General features: G+C 69.2%; 20 protein-coding genes and 1 pseudogene. 12 read left to right on the top strand and 9 right to left on the bottom strand.

Annotated features, from left to right (window positions below; all coding sequences use genetic code 11):
* The first annotated feature begins 191 nt into the window (after positions 1 to 191).
* Both PMI01_RS13670 and PMI01_RS28195 read left to right on the top strand, forming a co-directional pair.
* Positions 192 to 800: an FMN-dependent NADH-azoreductase gene (locus tag PMI01_RS13670; RefSeq protein WP_007669567.1), complete on the top strand. Its 609-nt coding sequence runs from the start codon at positions 192 to 194 to the stop codon at positions 798 to 800.
* Positions 800 to 906 (top strand): annotated as a pseudogene (locus tag PMI01_RS28195) (hypothetical protein); the annotation flags it as partial. The gene PMI01_RS13670 and the pseudogene PMI01_RS28195, both read left to right, overlap by 1 nt.
* Positions 907 to 985: 79 nt before the next feature.
* On the opposite strand, the gene PMI01_RS13665 reads toward PMI01_RS28195, so the two are convergent.
* A complete protein-coding gene (locus PMI01_RS13665) occupies positions 986 to 1,588 on the bottom strand; it encodes a TetR/AcrR family transcriptional regulator (RefSeq protein WP_007669565.1) in 603 nt (200 codons plus the stop codon).
* 110 nt (positions 1,589 to 1,698) lie between these two features.
* Here PMI01_RS13665 and PMI01_RS13660 point away from each other — a divergent pair, with 110 nt between their 5' ends.
* The 4 genes from PMI01_RS13660 to PMI01_RS13645 all read left to right on the top strand — a co-directional run bounded on the left by PMI01_RS13660 (position 1,699) and on the right by PMI01_RS13645 (position 6,373).
* Positions 1,699 to 2,439 (top strand): SDR family oxidoreductase, encoded by a 741-nt coding sequence (locus tag PMI01_RS13660; RefSeq protein ID WP_007669563.1) that lies wholly within the window; start codon positions 1,699 to 1,701, stop codon positions 2,437 to 2,439.
* 67 nt (positions 2,440 to 2,506) lie between these two features.
* Entirely contained in the window at positions 2,507 to 4,333 is a 1,827-nt protein-coding gene (locus tag PMI01_RS13655) for a DUF885 domain-containing protein (protein WP_007669558.1), read from the top strand.
* Between the two features lie 121 nt (positions 4,334 to 4,454).
* Positions 4,455 to 4,835, top strand: coding sequence for a hypothetical protein (locus tag PMI01_RS13650; protein WP_007669556.1), 381 nt, complete (start codon positions 4,455 to 4,457; stop codon positions 4,833 to 4,835).
* A gap of 89 nt (positions 4,836 to 4,924) precedes the next feature.
* Positions 4,925 to 6,373 (top strand): GH1 family beta-glucosidase, encoded by a 1,449-nt coding sequence (locus PMI01_RS13645; protein ID WP_007669555.1) that lies wholly within the window; start codon positions 4,925 to 4,927, stop codon positions 6,371 to 6,373.
* Between the two features lie 122 nt (positions 6,374 to 6,495).
* On the opposite strand, the gene PMI01_RS13640 is transcribed toward PMI01_RS13645, so the two are convergent.
* Complete coding sequence (locus tag PMI01_RS13640) at positions 6,496 to 7,347, bottom strand: hypothetical protein (RefSeq protein WP_007669554.1); 852 nt, start codon at positions 7,345 to 7,347, stop codon at positions 6,496 to 6,498.
* 348 nt (positions 7,348 to 7,695) lie between these two features.
* On the opposite strand from PMI01_RS13640, the gene PMI01_RS13635 reads away from it, so the two are divergent.
* The 5 genes from PMI01_RS13635 (at position 7,696) to PMI01_RS13615 (ending at position 11,797) form a co-directional block, all read left to right on the top strand.
* Positions 7,696 to 8,391 (top strand): J domain-containing protein, encoded by a 696-nt coding sequence (locus PMI01_RS13635; RefSeq protein ID WP_007669553.1) that lies wholly within the window; start codon positions 7,696 to 7,698, stop codon positions 8,389 to 8,391.
* A 105-nt stretch (positions 8,392 to 8,496) separates the two neighbouring features.
* Complete coding sequence (locus tag PMI01_RS13630) at positions 8,497 to 8,784, top strand: hypothetical protein (protein ID WP_007669552.1); 288 nt, start codon at positions 8,497 to 8,499, stop codon at positions 8,782 to 8,784.
* A gap of 175 nt (positions 8,785 to 8,959) precedes the next feature.
* Positions 8,960 to 9,250, top strand: a complete 291-nt coding sequence (locus PMI01_RS13625; RefSeq protein ID WP_007669551.1) for a putative quinol monooxygenase — start codon at positions 8,960 to 8,962, stop codon at positions 9,248 to 9,250.
* A 4-nt stretch (positions 9,251 to 9,254) separates the two neighbouring features.
* Positions 9,255 to 10,466: an acyl-CoA dehydrogenase family protein gene (locus tag PMI01_RS13620; protein ID WP_007669550.1), complete on the top strand. Its 1,212-nt coding sequence runs from the start codon at positions 9,255 to 9,257 to the stop codon at positions 10,464 to 10,466.
* Between the two features lie 239 nt (positions 10,467 to 10,705).
* Positions 10,706 to 11,797, top strand: coding sequence for an NADH:flavin oxidoreductase (locus tag PMI01_RS13615; protein ID WP_007669549.1), 1,092 nt, complete (start codon positions 10,706 to 10,708; stop codon positions 11,795 to 11,797).
* Positions 11,798 to 11,951: 154 nt separating this feature from the next.
* Here the strand turns inward: PMI01_RS13615 and PMI01_RS13610 are convergent, their stop codons facing one another.
* The 7 genes from PMI01_RS13610 to PMI01_RS13580 form a co-directional block, all read right to left on the bottom strand.
* Positions 11,952 to 12,863, bottom strand: coding sequence for an SMP-30/gluconolactonase/LRE family protein (locus PMI01_RS13610; RefSeq protein ID WP_007669548.1), 912 nt, complete (start codon positions 12,861 to 12,863; stop codon positions 11,952 to 11,954).
* A gap of 88 nt (positions 12,864 to 12,951) precedes the next feature.
* On the bottom strand, positions 12,952 to 13,344 hold the full coding sequence (locus PMI01_RS13605) for a hypothetical protein (protein ID WP_007669547.1): 393 nt from the start codon (positions 13,342 to 13,344) through the stop codon (positions 12,952 to 12,954).
* Complete coding sequence (locus tag PMI01_RS13600) at positions 13,344 to 13,859, bottom strand: dihydrofolate reductase (protein WP_007669546.1); 516 nt, start codon at positions 13,857 to 13,859, stop codon at positions 13,344 to 13,346. The genes PMI01_RS13605 and PMI01_RS13600 overlap by 1 nt, the downstream gene beginning before the upstream one ends.
* 9 nt (positions 13,860 to 13,868) lie before the next feature.
* Entirely contained in the window at positions 13,869 to 14,300 is a 432-nt protein-coding gene (locus PMI01_RS13595; RefSeq protein ID WP_007669539.1) for a PaaI family thioesterase, read from the bottom strand.
* A complete protein-coding gene (locus PMI01_RS13590) occupies positions 14,297 to 15,139 on the bottom strand; it encodes a thymidylate synthase (protein WP_007669537.1) in 843 nt (280 codons plus the stop codon). The genes PMI01_RS13595 and PMI01_RS13590 overlap by 4 nt, the downstream gene beginning before the upstream one ends.
* 94 nt (positions 15,140 to 15,233) lie before the next feature.
* The gene (locus PMI01_RS13585) at positions 15,234 to 16,202 is read right to left on the bottom strand and encodes an SH3 domain-containing protein (protein WP_007669530.1); all 969 of its coding nucleotides are present in this window, start codon (positions 16,200 to 16,202) and stop codon (positions 15,234 to 15,236) included.
* A gap of 71 nt (positions 16,203 to 16,273) precedes the next feature.
* Complete coding sequence (locus PMI01_RS13580; protein WP_007669528.1) at positions 16,274 to 16,828, bottom strand: DUF924 family protein; 555 nt, start codon at positions 16,826 to 16,828, stop codon at positions 16,274 to 16,276.
* A gap of 103 nt (positions 16,829 to 16,931) precedes the next feature.
* On the opposite strand from PMI01_RS13580, the gene PMI01_RS13575 reads away from it, so the two are divergent.
* Positions 16,932 to 17,870, top strand: coding sequence for an RcnB family protein (locus tag PMI01_RS13575; protein WP_007669526.1), 939 nt, complete (start codon positions 16,932 to 16,934; stop codon positions 17,868 to 17,870).
* Positions 17,871 to 17,977 lie beyond the last annotated feature (107 nt).

Raw genomic sequence — 17,977 nt, 5'->3', positions numbered from 1 at the left:
GCCCCGCCGCCGAGAAGCTGCCTTCGTCGGCGGCGGCCAGGAAGGTGCGCAGCTGGTCGAGGGAGACGCCGTCGATCATCTATCTATCCTGACGATAGGTTCGATCGAAATATATAGGCTATTTCACTGGATCGCGTAGTTCTAATTGTTCTGTCGCCGCGAGAGAACGCGGTGACGGAGCCTCTAGGGCCATGAAACTTCTGCACATCGATTCCAGCATCCTGGGCGCCGGCTCGGTCAGCCGCACCCTGTCGTCGGCCATCGTCGCCGCCCAGCGGGCCCAGCATCCGGGCCTGCAGGTCAGCTACCGCGACCTGGCCGCCCAGCCGGTCGGCCACCTGTCGGGCGCCCACCTGGCTGCCGGCCAGGGCGCCGTGCCCGAGGACGCCGCGCTCGCCGCCGACTTCGCCGACGGCGTGGCCGTGCTCGAAGCCTTCCTGGCCGCCGACATCGTGGTGGTCGGGGCGCCGATGTACAACTTCTCGATCCCCACCCAGCTCAAGGCCTGGATCGACCGCCTGGCCATCGCCGGCCGCACCTTCCGCTACGGCGCGAACGGCGTCGAAGGCCTGGCCGGCGGCAAGACGGTGATCGTCGCCTCGTCGCGCGGCGGGGTTTATGCCGAAGGCACGCCGATGGCGGCCTTCGACCACCAGGAGACCTATCTGCGCGGCGTCTTCAACTTCTTCGGGATCACCGACGTCCGCTTCATCCGCGCCGAGGGCGTGGCGATGGGCGACGAGCAGCGCGCCAGGTCGGTCGAAGGCGCCGAGGCGGATATCCTGAAGCTGGCGGCCTAATACCCAGACTCAGTTGGAATCCATCCTCTCGTTGTCATCCCGGCCGCAGCGAAGCGAAGGGCCGGGACCCAGGGCAACCGCAATGCGCCGGCCCCTGGGTCCCGGATAGCGCTACGCGCTTCCGGGATGACAACCGCGGGGAAGTTCTCGGTTCACCTTGGAATTTAGGGCGCCAAGTACGGACCCTAACCGACCAGGCTGTCCCAACCCGACAGCGCGACCCGGGCGATCGCTTCCAGCGTCGCCCGGGTCGCGCCATCGCGGGCCTGGATCGACATGCCCTGCTGGACGGTGGCGAAATAGGCGGCGATCGCGCGGGTGTCGGCGCCGGTCGGCACGTCGCCGTCCCGCTGGCCGCGTTGCAGGCGCGCCTCCAGCTGATCCACCATCGATGCGCGACCCTGGACCAGTTCCTCGCGGACGGTCTGGTTCAGTTCGCTGGCGTTCAGGGCCGACAGCACCACCAGGCAGCCCGTCGGCTTGCCGGGGCGGGTGAACACCCGGGCGGTGGCGTACAGGAAGCTCTCGAACCCCGCCTGCGCGGTCGGCGCGGTCTCGACGCCGCCCCAGATCCCTTCGCTTTCGGTCGCCGCGTAGAGCCGCAGCGCCTCGCGGAACAGCGCCTCCTTGCAGCCAAAGGCGGCGTAGAGGCTGGGCGAACCGATGCCCATGGCCGCGGTCAGGTCGGCCATCGACGCACCCTCGTAGCCCCGGGCCCAGAACACTTCCATGGCCTTGGCCAGGGCCAGGTCGCGATCGAAGCCGCGCGGTCGGCCGCGTTCCGCCATGTCTGTCCGAAGCCTCCGTCTATTTCTGTGTCGATCGATATATAAATCCCCTTGACCGGGCGTGGCAAGGCGGCGCTACTTTGCGTCGGTCAATACGGAAAGGAACCGCCATGAGCGATCTCACCGGAAAACGCGCCCTGGTCACCGGCGCCAGCCGGGGCATCGGCGCGGCCATCGCCCTGCGCCTGGCGCGGGACGGGGCCGACGTCGCCATCACCTACGAGCGGTCGACCGAGAAGGCCGACGCTCTGGTCGCCGAGGTCGCCAGGCTGGGGCGGCGGGGCGTGGCCCTCCGGGCCGACGCGGCGGATCCCGCGGCGATGAGCGCGGCCGTCGACGAGGCGGCCCGCGCCCTGGGCGGCCTGGACATCTTGGTCAACAACGCCGGCATCTGGCGGGGCGGGCCGATCGACGACCTGACCCTGGCCGACATCGACATCACCCTGGCCGTCAACGTCCGGGCCGCCGTGATCGCCTCGCAGGCCGCCGCCCGCCACCTGCCCCGGGGCGGGCGGATCATCTCGATCGGCAGCTGCCTGGCCGAGCGCGTGCCCGAGCCGGGCATGGCCCTCTATTCGCTGAGCAAGGCGGCCTTGATCGGCTGGACCAAGGGCCTGGCGCGCGACCTGGGTCCGCGCGGGATCACCGTCAACATCGTCCATCCCGGCTCCACCGACACCGACATGAACCCGGCCGTCGGACCCGTGGCCGACAGCCAGCGCGCCCGCATGGCCATCCCGGAATACGGCAAGCCCGAGGACATCGCCGCCCTGGTGGCCTTCGTGGCCGGCGGCGAGGGGCGGTTCGTCAACGGCGCGGGCCTGACCATCGACGGTGGGGCCAACGCATGACGACCGAGGTCATCGTCGAGGCAAGAAAACCGCGCTAGGACTCGGGATCGAATCCGGGAGGCGCTTGGTGAGCCAATTCAATCGACGTGACGTTCTGGCCCTCGGCGGCGCCGCGCTCGCCACGGCGGCGACCGGCGGAGCCGCCCTGGCCGCCGCGCCCGGCGACGCCGCCGCCGAGGCGCTGCTGTCGGGCGTGGCCGAGGACCTGATGCGGGAATATCCCGAGAACGCCAGCGCGCTGGGTCTCGACAAGGGCGCGCGGGCCGGGCTCAAGGCCACCCTGACCGACCGCTCCCTGGAAGGCCGGGCAAGGCTGGCGGCGGCGGCCAAGGCGCGGGTCGCCGCGATGAAGGCCGTGGACCGCAGGGGCCTGAGCCCCGCCGCGACCCTGGACCTCGGCGTCGTCCAGACCGCCCACGAACTGGCCGTCGAGGGCTTCGACTTCGCCTATGGCGACGCCATCGGCCTCAGTTCGCAATGGTCCTACCGCAACGCGCCCTATGTGGTGGCCCAGAACACCGGGGCCTTCGTCGAGATTCCCGACTTCCTCGACAGCCAGCACGGGATCGCCAATGCGACGGACGCCGACGCCTATCTGGCCCGGCTGGAGCTGTACGCCGCCGCCCTCGACGGCGAGACGGCCCGCCTGAAGCACGACGGCGCCCTGGGCGTGGTCGCGCCCGACTTCCTGCTCGACAAGACCCTGAAGCAGATGAAGGGCGCGCGGGCCCAGCCGGTCGGCGAGTGGGGCCTCGTCACCTCGCTGGCCAAGAAGACCAAGGACATCCCCGGCGACCACGTCCGCCGCGCCGCCGCCCTCGTCGAGGGCGAGATCGCCCCGGCCATGGACCGCCAGATCGCCGAACTGGCCGCCCATCGCGCCCGGGCGACGGGCGACGCCGGAGCGTGGAAGCTGCCCGACGGCGAGGCCTACTACGCCTGGGCGCTGCGGGCGGGCACCACCAGCCGGCTGTCGCCCGACGAGGTCCACGCCATGGGCCTGGAGCAGGTGCGCGATCTCCAGGCCCGCATGGACGTGCTGCTGAAGGCCCAGGGCCTGAGCCAGGGCACGGTGGGGGCGCGGATGAAGGCGCTGGGCGAGGACCCCAAGAACCTGTTCCCCGACACCGACGCCGGCCGGGCCCAGATTCTGGCCTATCTGAACGGCCGGGTGGCCGACATCCGCACCCGCCTGCCGCGCGCCTTCAACACCCTGGCGCCGGGTAACCTGATCATCAAGCGGGTGCCGGTCGAGATCCAGGACGGCGCGCCGGGCGGCTATGCCGGGGCCGGCTCGATCGACGGCACGGTGCCCGGAAACTACTATATCAACCTGCGCGACACCGGCATCTGGCCGCGCTACGCCCTGCCGACCCTGACCTATCACGAGGGCATACCGGGCCACATCTGGCAGGGCGAATACACCTACAAGCTGCCGCTGGCCCGCTCGCTGCTGGCTTTCAACGCCTATTCCGAGGGCTGGGCGCTCTATGCCGAGCAACTGGCCGACGAACTGGGGGCCTATGACGACGATCCGCTGGGGCGGCTGGGCTATCTGCAGTCGATCGCCTTCCGCGCCTGCCGTCTGGTGGTCGACACCGGCATCCACGCCAAGCGCTGGAGCCGCCAGCAGGCCATCGACTGGTTCGTGACCACCAACGGCTCGACCCAGCAGGAGGTCAGCGGCGAGGTCGACCGCTATTGCGCCTGGCCGGGCCAGGCTTGCGGCTACAAGGTGGGTCACAGCGAGATTGTCCGCCTGCGGAGCAAGGCCCAGGCGGCCCTCGGCGCGCGCTTCCAGCTTGGCGCCTTCGACGACGCGGTGGTGAGGGGCGGCAACGTTCCGCTGACCCAGCTGGAGGGGGTGATCGACCGCTACATTGCGGGGCGATGAGCCGAGCGCGCCGGCGAGAATCCTATACCGACGTTCCGCGAAACCTCTAGTCTTGTGGTTGAGCTTGCGTCATGGTGTCCTTTAGGTGGTTGCTAACCACTAAGACAACCAGGGGGAAATCATGGCTCACATTCTTTACGCCGTGGCCAACGCCACCGGCATGTCCGCCTATCTGGACAGCATGGAGCACTCCGGGGACGATTGCGCGATCGCCGCCCTCGGCGTCACCCACACCGGCGGCGGCGACAACAACTGGATTTTCCTGCCCGACTGTTCGGACTCCCGTTACTGGGCGGACCATCACATCACGATCAAGGCCGACAACGGCGCGTGGTTGGTCTCGTTCTGGGTGAACGATGACGAAGGCCAGACGCTCTACTGGTCGGACTTCAACGGCTATTCGACCGAGCATCCCGTGCCGGAATCGAAGGACGTCACCGACTGCACCCTGATGATCGTGCTCGAGAACGGCTCGCCCAAGGTGATCTGGCGCCCCTGGTGACCGCCGCCGCCGGTCTGGCCATCGCGATGATTTGAGATCATCCTTCCGCTGAACGAAGGCGGCGACCTTCGACGGGGCAGGGGGCGAACTTGGACAAGGGCATCAACCGCAGGACGCTGGGCGTCCTGGCGGCCGGCGGGGCGATCGGCGTGGGCCTGGGCGGCTGCGACCGGGCGGGCAAGACCGAGGTGGCGATCAAGTCGCGCCAGTTCCCCGGCGACTTCGTCTGGGGCGTGGCGACGGCGGCCTTCCAGACCGAGGGCTCGCCCACGGCCGACGGTCGCGGTCCCAGCATCTGGGACACCTTCGAGAAGCAACCGGGGCGGATCAAGGACGGCTCGAACGCCGACCTCGCCACCGACAGCTATCGCCGCTACGCCGAGGACGTCGACCTGATCTCCGGGGCGGGGCTGAAGGCCTTCCGGTTCTCGATGGCGTGGTCGCGCGTGCTGCCGACCGGGGCGGGCACGGTCAACACCGCCGGGCTGGACCACTATGACCGCCTGGTCGACGCCTGCCTGGCCAAGGGGGTCACGCCCTACGCCACCCTGTTCCACTGGGACCTGCCCCAGGCGTTGCAGGACAAGGGCGGCTGGAGCGCGCGCGACACCGCCCACAGCTTCGCCGACTACGCCGCCGCCGTGGCCGCGCGGCTGGGCGACCGGCTCAAGCACTTCATCACCCTCAACGAGCCGGCGGTGCACACGGTGTTCGGCCACGTACTGGGCGAGCACGCCCCGGGCCTCAAGGACATCGCCCTGCTGGGCCCGACCACCCACCACATGAACCTGGGCCAGGGGCTGGCCATCCAGGCCCTGCGCGCCGCCCACGGCGACCTGACGATCGGCACGACCCAGGCGTTGCAGCCGTGCCGCCAGGCGGGCGGGGGGCTGGCGTTCTGGAACCGCCCGGCGGCCCAGGGGCTGGACGCCCTGTGGAACCGGGCCTGGCTGGATCCGCTGCTGAAGGGGACCTATCCGAGCCTGATGGAGGACTTCCTCAAGGGCCACGTCCGCGACGGCGACCTGGCGACCATCCGCCAGCCGATCGACTTCCTGGGGGTCAACTACTACGCCCCGGCCTATGTGAAGCTGGACCTGAAGTCGGCCAGCCACATCGCTCCGGGCGCGCCGCCACAGGGGGGCGAGCTCGACGCGTTCGGTCGCCAGATCGATCCGTCCGGGTTGGGCCAGGTGCTGGAGATGGTGCGCCGCGACTACGGCAATCCGCGGGTGCTGATCACCGAGAACGGCTGCTCCGACCCGTTCGGCAACGGGCCGGGCGTGATCGACGACGGCTTCCGCAGCCAGTACCTGCGTCGCCACCTGGAGGCGGTGAAGGGGGCGATGGAGGCCGGTTCGCGGATCGGCGGCTATTTCACCTGGACCCTGATCGACAACTGGGAATGGGACATCGGCTACACGTCGAAGTTCGGCCTGGTGGCGATGGACCGCGCAACCGGCGTGCGGACGCCGAAGGCGTCGTACGCGTGGTTCAAGGGGCTGGCGCAGAGCGGGACGCTGCCGTTGACGCCGTAACGTTCCGCGACCGCCCCCACCGTCGTCATCCCCCGCTTTATGCGGGGGACCCAAGCGGAGTCGGCCGACGCGGCTTGGGTCCCCCGAACAAGTCGGGGGATGACGGTATTTGAACTGCCCCCTCAGTCCGCCTTGCAGATCAGCACGTTCTTGCCGCCGCGCTTGGCGGGCGTGAGGCTGCCGGCGCAAGGCTTGGGGTCGTTGGGGTCGATAACGATCTCGCCCTTCTGGGCCAGCGGCATGGCGGCCGGCTTGGCGCCGATCGCGGGCAGGGCGGGCTTGGTCTTCGTCTTGACGACGGCCGGCTTGGGCGCGGCAGGTTTGGGCGCGTCCGGCGCGGGGGCGGGCGTCTCGGCGACGGGGGCTTCCATGGCCGGCGCCTCGGCCGGAGCCGCTTCCGGCGCTGGCATGGCGGGCGTGGCCTCGGCCGGGGTCTGGTCCTTCTTGACGTTGTAGTTCAGGGCCTGGCCGAACAGGTTGGACTTGGTCTCCAGGGTCTTGGCGCGGGTTTCACAGTCGCTGGGCGGGCTCCAGCTCATCCACACCTGGGCCAGGCGGGCCTTGTCGACCTGGTCCGAACCGCCCCAGACCGAGCGGCCCTTCTTGATCGCCGCCGCGCCATATTCGGCGATCGGGCGCGGGCTGGCCTTCTCGGCCGCGGTGATCGCCGCGCGATACAGCTTCAGGTCGCTGCGCGCCTGGTCGCGCATCAGCGGATATTCCTTCAGCGCCGCGGCGACGCCGCCGGGACCGGGGAAGGCCTTCTCGATGCGCGTCACCTCGGGCATCACCTTCTCGTACAGATCGGCATAGCCGCCCAGCGCGCCGTAGCACCAGCCGACATAGCCGTAGTCGTCGGTCGGCGGCGTGGCGGCCGGGGTGGTGCGGGGCGGAGGAGCTGAGGCGGTCGGCGCGGTGGAAACGGGGGCGTCCTGGGCCAGCAGGGCCAGGGCGAGAAGGAAAGCGGTCGCCATGCGGGCGGAGGTCCTCTTGATAGGGCGTCGTGCGCGTCGAATAGAGCATTTCCGGCCGCAATGGGACCGGAGCATGGCGCCAGGGGTGTTTCAACCCGCCAGGCGGCAAAGCGTGACCATAACGACACAACCGGCCAAAACGCTCCCGCCCGTGACGAAGATTTCCCAGGCGTGGCGCCGACGCGTCGGCGCGGGTTACGAATTTTCAATGTGCGACGCAGCAAGCCCCGGGTGGGGCGACGGCTTTTTCATGCTAGAAGGCCATTTGAGAGCGTGGTCCGTAGACGGCGGTCTTACGTATTTCCCCCCGCCTTTACTCCGCCACGCTTCTGGACTTTCGTCGCTGCCATGACCTTCTGGCGTAACATCGCAAGCCTCGCCGCGCGGCGGTTGGACATGGCGGAATGCCAGGAGTGTCCGCCCGGCCTGCCTGGACAGGACCCGGCCTTCTCGACCGCCGTCACCGCCCTGGGCGCCAAGCTGGCGCGGGCCGACGGCTCGGCCGACCATGACGAGTTCGCCGCCTTCGCCGAGGTGTTCCACCCCGACCCGGCGTCGGAGAACAATATCCATCGCCTGTACGACCTGGCGCGGCAGACGACCCACGGCTTCGAGAGCTACGCCAAGCGCCTGGCCAAGCGCTACCGCACCTGCCCGCAGCTGCTGGAGGACGTGCTCGACGGCCTGTTCCACATCGCCAAGGCCGACGGCGCGGTGACCCAGGACGAGCTGGACTATCTTGAGCGGGTCGCCGACCTGTTCGGCGTGTCGCCGCTGTCGTTCCGTCGCCTGATGGCCACCCACATCGGCGCCGAGCCGGACGATCCCTATCGCATCCTCGACGTGCCGGCCGACGCCGAGGACGCCGTGGTGCACCTGGCCTGGCGGACGGCGCTGTCGGAAGCCCACCCGGACCGGGCGCGGGCCCGCGGCCTGCCGCTGGAGTTCATCGAGGTCGCCGAGGCCAAATCGGCGTCGATCAACGCCGCTTTCAGCACCGTGATGCGAGAACGCCGCGAATTGGCGGGTTTCGCGGCCGGCTAGCGCGGAATTCATTTTACGGAACCATCGGTCGGGTGTTCAGTTGACGTTCAGTACTGGCGCCCCACCTTAGTTTCATGGGCGGGGCTACGCCTGACGAGGACGATGATGGACACACCCAAGGCAAGCGGTATCGCCTGGCGCAGCCTGGTTACCGTCGCCGGCGCCGTAGCGACCTCGATCGCCGTGGCCGTCGCCGCCGTGCTGGCGGTGGTGTTCGCCGCGACCCTGGTGGTCATCGGCTTCATGGCCACCGCGCTGCTGGGCCTGGCCGCCTTCGCCCTGCGGGCCCGCCACGGCCACGCCGCCACCACGCCCAGCGATCCCAGCCTGATCGAAGCTCGCCACATGGGCGGCCATTCGTGGGTCGCCTACGGCTGGAACGAGCGGCGCTAGGGCCTCATCGCGTCATCCCCCGACCTGTTCGGGGGATTCAAGCCATGTTCGCGAGTCAGCATGGGTCGCCCGGATAAACCGGGCGATGACGAACACAGGTGCTTGCCCTCCGCCCCGCTCTGCCCGACAGTGCCGTCAAACAAACGTTTGGCTCAAGGCCCAGGGAGAAGCGAGCATGATCGGTGTCGTGGCGGTGTTGAAGGTGCAGGTCGACAAGGCCGCGGACTTCGAGAAGGTGTTCCTCGACCTGGCGGCCAAGGTGAAGGCCAACGAGCCGGGCTGCATCGCCTACCAGCTGACCAGGAGCCGGACCGAGCCCGGGACGTACAAGGTGCTGGAGCTCTACGCCTCGGAAGACGCGCTGAAGGCCCACGGCGGCAGCGACTATTTCAAGGCCGCCGGCGCGGCCATGGGCCCGTTCATGGCCGGCCGTCCCGAGATCGAATATCTGGACGCGGTGGAGTAGGGCCATGGACCTGGCGTTCTCCCCCGAGGATCTGGCCTTCCAGCAGGAGGTCCGCGACTGGATCGCCACCGCCTATGACGACGACCTGCGCCGTCAGATGGCCCAGTCGAAGAACGGCTATCTCGACAAGGCCGGCCAGGTGAAATGGCAGAAGAAGCTGTTCGAGCGCGGCTGGGTCGCGCCCGATTGGCCGGTCGAGCTGGGCGGAACGGGTTTCACCCCGTCGCAGCGCTATATCTTCAACATGGAATTGGCCCTGGCCGGCACGCCGCATCCCTCGCCCATGGGGCTGAAGATGTGCGCGCCGGTGATCATGGCGTTCGGCACGGACGAGCAGAAAGCCCAGCACCTGCCGCCGATCCTGTCGTCCGACATCTGGTGGTGCCAGGGCTATTCGGAACCCGGCTCGGGCTCCGACCTCGCCAGCCTGAAGATGAGCGCCGTGCGTGACGGCGACGACTATGTGCTGAACGGCTCGAAGATCTGGACCACCCACGCCCAGTGGGCCGACTGGATGTTCTGCCTGGTGCGCACCTCGACCGAGGGCAAGCCGCAGAACGGCATCTCGTTCCTGTTGCTGCGCATGGACAGCCCCGGCATCCAGATCAAGTCGCTGCCGACCCTGGACGGCCCCGCCGAGGGCGAGCAGGAGATCAACCAGGTGTTCTTCGACAATGTCCGCGTGCCGGTCGCCAACCGGATCGGCGAGGAGAACAAGGGCTGGACCTACGCCAAGTACCTGCTGGAGTTCGAACGCGGCAACGCCTATGCGCCGGGCTTGATGAACGCCCTGCGCAAGGTGCGGAAGCTCGCCACGCTGGAGCGGGCCGACGACGGCGGGGCGCTGATCGACGATCCGGCCTTCCGCGACAAGATCGCCAACCTCGAGATCGCGGTGGAGTCGCTGAACGCCACCGAACTGCGGATCTTCTCGGGGCGTTCGGCGGGCAAGGCGGTGGGGGCGGTGTCGTCGATGCTGAAATGCGCCGGCTCGGAGGCCCAGCAGGCGATCACCGAACTGACCCTGGAAGCGGTGGGGACCTACGCCGCGCCCTATGTCCAGGACACCTGGGCGCCGACCAACGACGGCCGCGCCGGACCGGACTACGCGGCCCCGGCCGCCCCGGCCTATTTCAACTTCCGCAAGGCCTCGATCTACGCCGGCTCGAACGAGATCCAGCGCAACATCATGGCCAAGCTGGTGCTGGGGCTGTAGGCGCGGACGCCCCCTCCGTCACGAGGCGTATCCGCATCGCGCCACCTCCCCCGCGACGCGGGTGAGGTGGAAGCGGTTCTGTTCTCCTCCCCCGTGAAACGGGGGAGGTGGCCGCGAAGCGGACGGAGGGGGCTCCGGCGTCTTCATCAGGCACAAACTCGGTTTCAGTTTTTCTGCGTAGTCCTGAAACGAAACCCACTGCATAAGCTTTCAAACACCTGTTTTTCTGGAGCCGCCTCATGGCCCTCGACGCCCTGTTCAAGCCGTTCGAATTCAAGTCGCTGAAGCTGCCCAACCGGGTGGTGATGGCCCCGATGACCCGGTCGTTCTCGCCCGGCGGCGTCGCCACCGACGATGTGGCCGCCTATTACCGCCGTCGCGCCGAGAACCAGGTCGGGCTGATCATCACCGAAGGCACCGGCGTGGCCCGCGACGCCTCGCTGAACGACGCCAACATCCCGCGCTTCCATGGCGAGAAGGAACTGGCGGCCTGGAAGAAGGTGGTCGACGAGACCCACGCCGCCGGCGGCCTGATCGCCCCGCAGCTGTGGCATGTGGGTTCGGCCAAGGGCAAGGACGTGCTGGGCAAGATCGACAGCCCCTCGGGCCTGTCCAAGGCCGGCGGCGCTCCGTTCACCGAGCCGATGACCGACGCCGAGATCGCCGACACCATCCAGGCGTTCGCCACGGCGGCGGCCGACGCCAAGCGCCTGGGCTTCGACGCCATCGAGCTGCACGGGGCCCACGGCTATCTGATCGACCAGTTCTTCTGGGAGGGCACCAATGTCCGCGGCGACGCGTTCGGCGGTCCGACCATCGCCGCCCGCGCCAATTTCGCGGCCGAGATCCTCAAGGCCGTCCGCGCCGCCGTCGGCCCGGACTTCCCGGTGATCATCCGCCTGTCGCAGTGGAAGCAGCAGGACTACGCGGTCAAGAACGCCACCACCCCGCAGGAGCTGGAAGCCTGGCTGCAGCCGCTGGCCGACGCCGGCGCCGACATCTTCCACTGCTCGCAACGCCGGTTCTGGGAGCCGGAGTTCGAGGGCAGCGACCTGAACTTCGCCGGCTGGGCTAAGAAGCTGACCGGCGCCCCGACCATCACCGTCGGTTCGGTGGGCCTGTCGGGCGAGTTCATCGCGGCGTTCGGCGGCGAAGGCAGCCAGCCGGCCTCGATCGACGGCCTGCTGGAGCGCCTGGAGCGCGGTGAGTTCGACCTAGTCGGCGTCGGCCGCGTGCTGCTGCAGGACCCCGAATGGGTGGTGAAGATCCGCGAGGGCCGGACCGAGGAGCTGAAGAGCTTCGAGCGTTCGGCTCTGGGGGTGCTGTACTAGGTCTCTACAACAACAACGGCTTTCCCTCCCCTTTAGGGGGAGGGTGGCCCCGAAGGGGTCGGGTGGGGCTTGCTGCCTCAAGGCGCCCTGCACCGACCCCCACCCGTCGGCTTCGCCGCCACCCTCCCAACGAGGGGGAGGGACGATCATTCATTCAAGCGTTGAAGTTCAGCTTCAGCCCCGCTCTCGGCCACCGCGCCTTGTAGAGCTTGCCCGTGCCCGACGCCGTGATCCAGGCGTCGCGCATGTCGGCCCCGCCGAAGCAGATGTTGGTGACGATGACGTCGGGCACGGCATAGTGCTCGGTCGCGCCGTCTGGCGAGAAGGCCGTGACGCCGCCGTTGATGATCGTCGCCACGCAGACCTTGCCATCGGCCTCCACCGCCAGGCTGTCCAGAAGCTGGTAGCCGGGCAGGGTGCAGACCACATTGCCGGGGACCAGCGGGGACGGATCGGCCAGCACGCCGGGCGCGGCGACGTCGAACGACCACAGCCGGCCCAGCATGGTGTCGGCCATGTAGACGGTCTTCTCGTCGGGCGACAGGCCCACGCCGTTGGGCGAGACGAAGTGTTCGCGCCAGCGGGTGATCTTCGAGCCGTCGGTCAGGGCGTAGTACAGGGCGCCGTACTTGCGGCCCTCCGGGGTGGTGCAGCCGTGGTCGGTGAACCAGAAGCCGCCCTGCTGGTCGAACACCAGGTCGTTGGGGCCGACCAGCGGCTTGCCGTCGCATTCGGCGTACAGGGTCGTCACCGCGCCGGTGGCGACGTCGACCCGCTGGATCGAACCGCCATGATGGCTGGGCGGGGTGGGGCCCGGCACGTTGAGGCCACCCATGTCGATGAACTGGAAGCTGCCGCCGTTGTTGGTGACATAGATCGCCCCGTCCGGGCCGACGGCCGCGCCGTTGGGGCCGCCCGGCAGCTCCGCCACCGTCTCGCGGCGGCCGTCCGGGGTAATCCGGCTCAGGGTCTGGCGCTGGATCTCGGTGAGGATCACCGAGCCGTCGGCCATGGCGATCGGGCCTTCCGGAAACTGCAGGCCTTCGGCGACGAGGTCCAGTTGCATGGGTCACTCCCTGTTCACCGCCTCTGACGGGCGGGTCCAGGGAGTAAACGGGCGTTTGAACGTGGCGGCAAGCGCCGTGCGTCCCCCCTCAGTGCAGGTCGTAGAGCTCGTAGGCGATCAGCACGCCGTCGCTGGCCAGGAAGGCCCGGCCGTGGGCCGAGCGGACCAGGGCCTCGCGGTCCACCCACTTGGGGACGGAGTCGGACGAGCCGGCCCCCTGGGTGGCGCACGGCACCGTCAGTCGCACCGACTGGCGCGGCTTGTAGCGAGCGCCCCGCTCGGCGCGGATCGCCCGGCCGAACACCCGGCAGCTGGCGACCTCGCCCTTGAGCAGCGGCCGGACCTTGAGCACGTCGAACACCACCACGTCGGTGGCGGCGGCCCGGGCCAGGCCGCCGTCGTCCTGGCCGGTGGTGGCGAAGGCCGCGGAGCCGACGGTCGACAGCGCCAGGGCGCACAGGGTGGGGGCCAGCCGGCGCATCAGCGGCGCTCCAGGACGCGGAACACGAAGGCGTGGTCGTCGTCGGGGCCGGCGGGGTGCTCCTCGCGCGAAACCTCGGCCCAGGCCGCTTCGTCGAAGTCGGGGAAGCTGACGTCGCCCTCGACCCGCGCCTGGACCTCGGTGAGGTACAGCCGCCTGGCGCGTGGCAGGGCCATCTCGAAGATCGCGCGGCCGCCGATCACGCAGACCTCGTCCACCCCGTCGTCGGCGGCCTGTTCCTTGGCCATCTGCAGCGCCTCCAGAAAGCTCTCGCAGACCACGGCCTGCGGCGGTTCGAAAGACCCGTCCAGCGACAGCACGATGTTCATTCGGCCGGGCAGGGGTTTCCTGGGCAGGCTGTCCCAGGTCTTGCGGCCCATGATCACCGGCTTGCCCATCGTGCGGGCCTTGAAGATCGCCAGGTCGGACTTCAGCCGCCAGGGCAGGCCGTTGTCGCGGCCGATGACGCCGTTGAGCGAGCGGGCCACGGGGCCGACGGTAAGAATAACGGACATGGTCCGTTCTTACGCTGCTCCGAACGGAACCACCACCTGTTGCGCCGAGGCGCGGGCGATCAACTCGCCGTCGGGGCGCCGGAAATCGGCCTCGACATGGATCATGCCGCGGGTCCTGGCGACCACGCGGCCCTCCAGGGCGAGAACTTCGGCCTTGCCCACCCGGATGAAGTCGACCTTGAGGTTGCTGGTGCGGAACATGGCGTCGGCGGGCGCGACGGTCATGGCGGCGAAGGCCAGGATCTGGTCGGCCAGGGCGGCGAGGTAGCCGCCGAACAGCGAGCCGTCGACGTTGAGCAGTTCCGGCGCCGGCGTCCAGGTCTTGTGAACCCAGCCCTCGCCCCAGTCGTCCAGGCCGCCGAGTTGCAGGGTCTGGACGACGGGCGGCAGGACGGCGTCGCCGCCCTTGACCTGGTCGAGCCGGTCGGTGGCCCAGGTCAAACCGCGACCGCCGCCTTGATGTGCGGGTGGGCCTCGTAGCCTTCCAGCTGGAAGTCGGCGTAGTTGAAGGCGAACAGGTCCTTCTTGTCGGCCATCTTCAGGGTCGGGAAGGGCAGGGGCTCGCGGGTCAGCTGTTCGCGGGCCTGGTCCAGGTGGTTCAGATAGAGGTGGGCGTCGCCGAAGGTGTGGACGAATTCGCCCGGCTCCAGCCCGACGACCTGGGCGACCATCATCGTCAGCAGGGCGTAGGAGGCGATGTTGAACGGCACACCCAGGAAGACGTCGGCGCTGCGCTGGTAGAGCTGGCAGCTCAGCTTTCCATCCGCGACGAAGAACTGGAACAGGCAGTGGCAGGGCGGCAGGGCCATGTCGTCGACCTCGGCCGGGTTCCAGGCCGAGACGATGTGGCGGCGGCTGCTGGGGTTGGTCTTCAGCCCCTCGACCAGCTTGGCGATCTGGTCGATCGTTTCGCCGTTGGGCGCGGCCCACGAGCGCCATTGCTTGCCGTAGACGGGACCCAGGTCGCCGTTCTCGTCGGCCCACTCGTCCCAGATCTTGCAGCCGTTGTCCCGCAGGTACTTGACGTTGGTGTCGCCGCGCAGGAACCACAGCAGCTCGACGATGATCGAACGCAGATGCAGCTTCTTTGTGGTCAGGACCGGGAAGCCCTTGGCCAGGTCGAAGCGGATCTGCCGGCCGAACACCCCCAGGGTGCCGGTGCCCGTGCGGTCGCCACGCTGGACGCCGTTCTCGAGGATGTCGGCGAGCAGGTTCAGATACTGCCGTTCCGGATGGTCGGCGGGAGCCTGCTGGGCGTGGATGGGCGTGACGGCGTTCATGGAGGCACAGTGCCGCCGAATCGAGGTTTTCGCCAGAGCGGCGGGTGATCCGAAGCGCTTTCCCTCCTCACGAGGGGGAGGGAGACGTCTTCTCTTACTTCGCCGGCTCAAGTCCGGTGTTCAGCACCCAGCCGACATTGTCGTTCTCGTCGGCGACTTCCCACCACAGGCCGTTCTTCTGGCCGGTGGGATAGACGATGGCGCCGGCGGGCAGGGCGCGGATCAGCTTGCCGCCGGCCACGGCCGTGGCCCGCATGTTGGTCACGCGGGTGGCGACGAAGGTCTTGGCCGGCGCCGCCTGGGCGGCCGGGACGTCGGCCGACAGCAAGCCGAGGTCGGTGACCAGCTTGGTGTAGCTGTTGATGAACGACAGGGTGACGATGCGGCCGATATCGGTGCTTTCGTAGCCGCCGCCGACCGCGCCGCCGAAGCCCCAGCCGCCGCCCGCCCCCCAGCCGATGTCGTTCTTCACGGCGTAGCCGTCCTGCACGGCTACCGTCTCGGTGGTGCGGACATTGGTCAGGGACAGGACGGTGTTGGCTTCCAGCTTCTTGGTCTTGATGCCGCCGAGCAGGCCGCCGGCCCGGCCGCCGAGCATGCCGCCCAGGGCCCCGGCCACCGCGCCGCCGCCCGAATTGCTGTCGCTGGCCTGGACCTCGGCGACCAGCACGTAGTCGGCGGCCTTGACCTGGCCCTGGCCGACGTTGGAGCCGCGCTGCAGGCCCAGATTACCGCCGACGTTGCGCTCGATCTGGGCGGCGTTGAGGCCCGCGCCCCGGTCGACCAGGTTGAAGCAACCCGACTTCTGGACCATGGCCTTCAGCAGCTTCTGCGGCGAGGCCAGGTTGTACTGCATCCAGCCGCGGGGGTCGTCGCCGTCCATGATCGACACCGTGCCCAGCTTGCGGGCGCAGTGCGGAACCTCGGTCATGGCCTGGGTCTGCATCTGCTGCGCCTTGCTGGGCTTGGCCTGGGCGAAGGCCGCGCTGGGCGCGAGGATGTAGAAGGGAAGGAGGAAGGAGAGGGCGGCGCTGGTCGCCACCGGACCCGACAGCAGTTTCATGACGTGCCCCTGAGTGCCCGTACGCTTGACCGTTACCCTAGACCCTGGCGCGCCTTCCGCCAAGCCAAGCTCTAGCCCCCGAAGCCGCCCTCATCCAGGAACGCCTGCTCGGCGGCGGTCGTCTTGCGCCCCAGCGCCGCGTTGCGGTGCGGGAAGCGGCCGAAGCGGGCGATGATGTCGCGGTGCAGCAGCGCCCATTTCAAGCTGTCGGTGTCGCCGGTGTCGGCCTGCAACGTCTCGAACAGGCCGATGCAGGTCTCCTGGTCGGCCAGGGATTCGGAGTGCTCCAGCGGCATGTAGAAGAACGACCGCAGCGCCGGATCGACCTGCCTGTCGTGGCCCGCGGCGATGGCGGCCGCGGCGACCGCCCGGGCCTTGCCGTCGGTGGCGAAGGCGTGGCCGCTGTCGCGGTAGAGGTTGCGGGGAAACTGGTCGAGCAGGATGACCAGGGCCAGGGCGCCCTCGGCGCCGGCCGCCCAGGCGTCGTACTTGCCGCGCGCGGCGGCATGGTGGACGGGCTCGAACTTCAGGCGGATCGCCGAATCGAAGGCCTCGGACCTGGCGAACCACTTGGCCGGTCCGGCGGCGGTCCAAAAACCCAGCACATCCTGTGGTTTGGCGGTCATGAAGGTCCTCCGCAGGTCGTTCAAACGCGGTTCATGGAGCAAGGCGGACAGTGCATACAAGGGATGAGCGTCGGGCCTGGCACAAGGCCCTCGGGAGTATGAGATGAAACGTCTGATCACGACAGCGATGGTCCTGTCGCTGCTGGGTGGGACCGCTGTGGAGGCCGGAGCGGCCGGAGCGGCGGTCGCCCAAAGGCAGGCCGCCCAGGATCAGCAGGACGGCGACCGGGGCCCGCGCCGCGAGGGCGGGCGTCAGCGGCAAGCGCAGGAGCAGCAACCGCAGCAACCCCAGGCCCGGCAAGACGATGGCGATCGTGGCGGCTGGCGGCGTCAGCAACCGTCCGGCGGAGAGCGCGGCGACCGCGGCGACCGCCCGGCCACCGAGACTCCGCAACCACAGCAACCCCAGGCCCGGCAAGGCGACGGTGATCGCGGCGGCTGGCGGGGTCGGCAACCGTCTGATGGCGAGCGTGGCGACCGTGGTTATCGCGGCGACCGCGGCGACCGTGGCGGTCGGCCCGATTGGGGCGGCGGCGCCCGCCCGGCTCCCGAGGCTCCGCAACCGCCGTCCGCGCCCCGGACGCAGGTCCCACGGGACCGCGATGGCGACCGGCGCGACGGAGATCGGCGCGATTGGAGCCGCGACGGCCGTGACCGCGACGGCCGCGACCGTGGCGGTTGGGATCGTGGCGATCAGCGCCGTCCCGGCTACGGCGGCCCCGGCCACGGCGGCCAATGGCGTGATCGCGACCGCGACCGTCCGCGCTACGACCGCAACCGCTATCGCCCCTACTACCAGTCGCCCCAGCGCTATCGCGCGCCGGCCTACCGCTATCCGCGCGGCTTCTACGCCTACCGGTGGTCGTTCGGCGACTACCTGCCGGGCGGCTGGTACAGCCAGCCCTACTATCTCGACTGGTTCCGCTACGGCCTGCCGATGCCGCCGGTCGGCTGCGAGTGGGTCCGGGTGGGCGACGACGCCGTGCTGGTCGACGTCTGGTCGGGCCAGGTGCTGAGCGTCTACTACGACCTGTTCTGGTAGGCGCTGAGCTTCTCCCTCCCCCTTGTGGGGAGGGGGGACCAGCGAAGCTGGTGGGTGGGGTTTCACCGCCCCTCAACGCCCTGCACCGATCCCCCACCCGTCGGCTT

Source organism: Caulobacter sp. AP07 (assembly GCF_000281955.1).
GTDB lineage: Bacteria > Pseudomonadota > Alphaproteobacteria > Caulobacterales > Caulobacteraceae > Caulobacter.
Note: the sequence above shows the minus strand (reverse complement) of the source record. Positions and strands in the feature narration are given on the sequence as shown.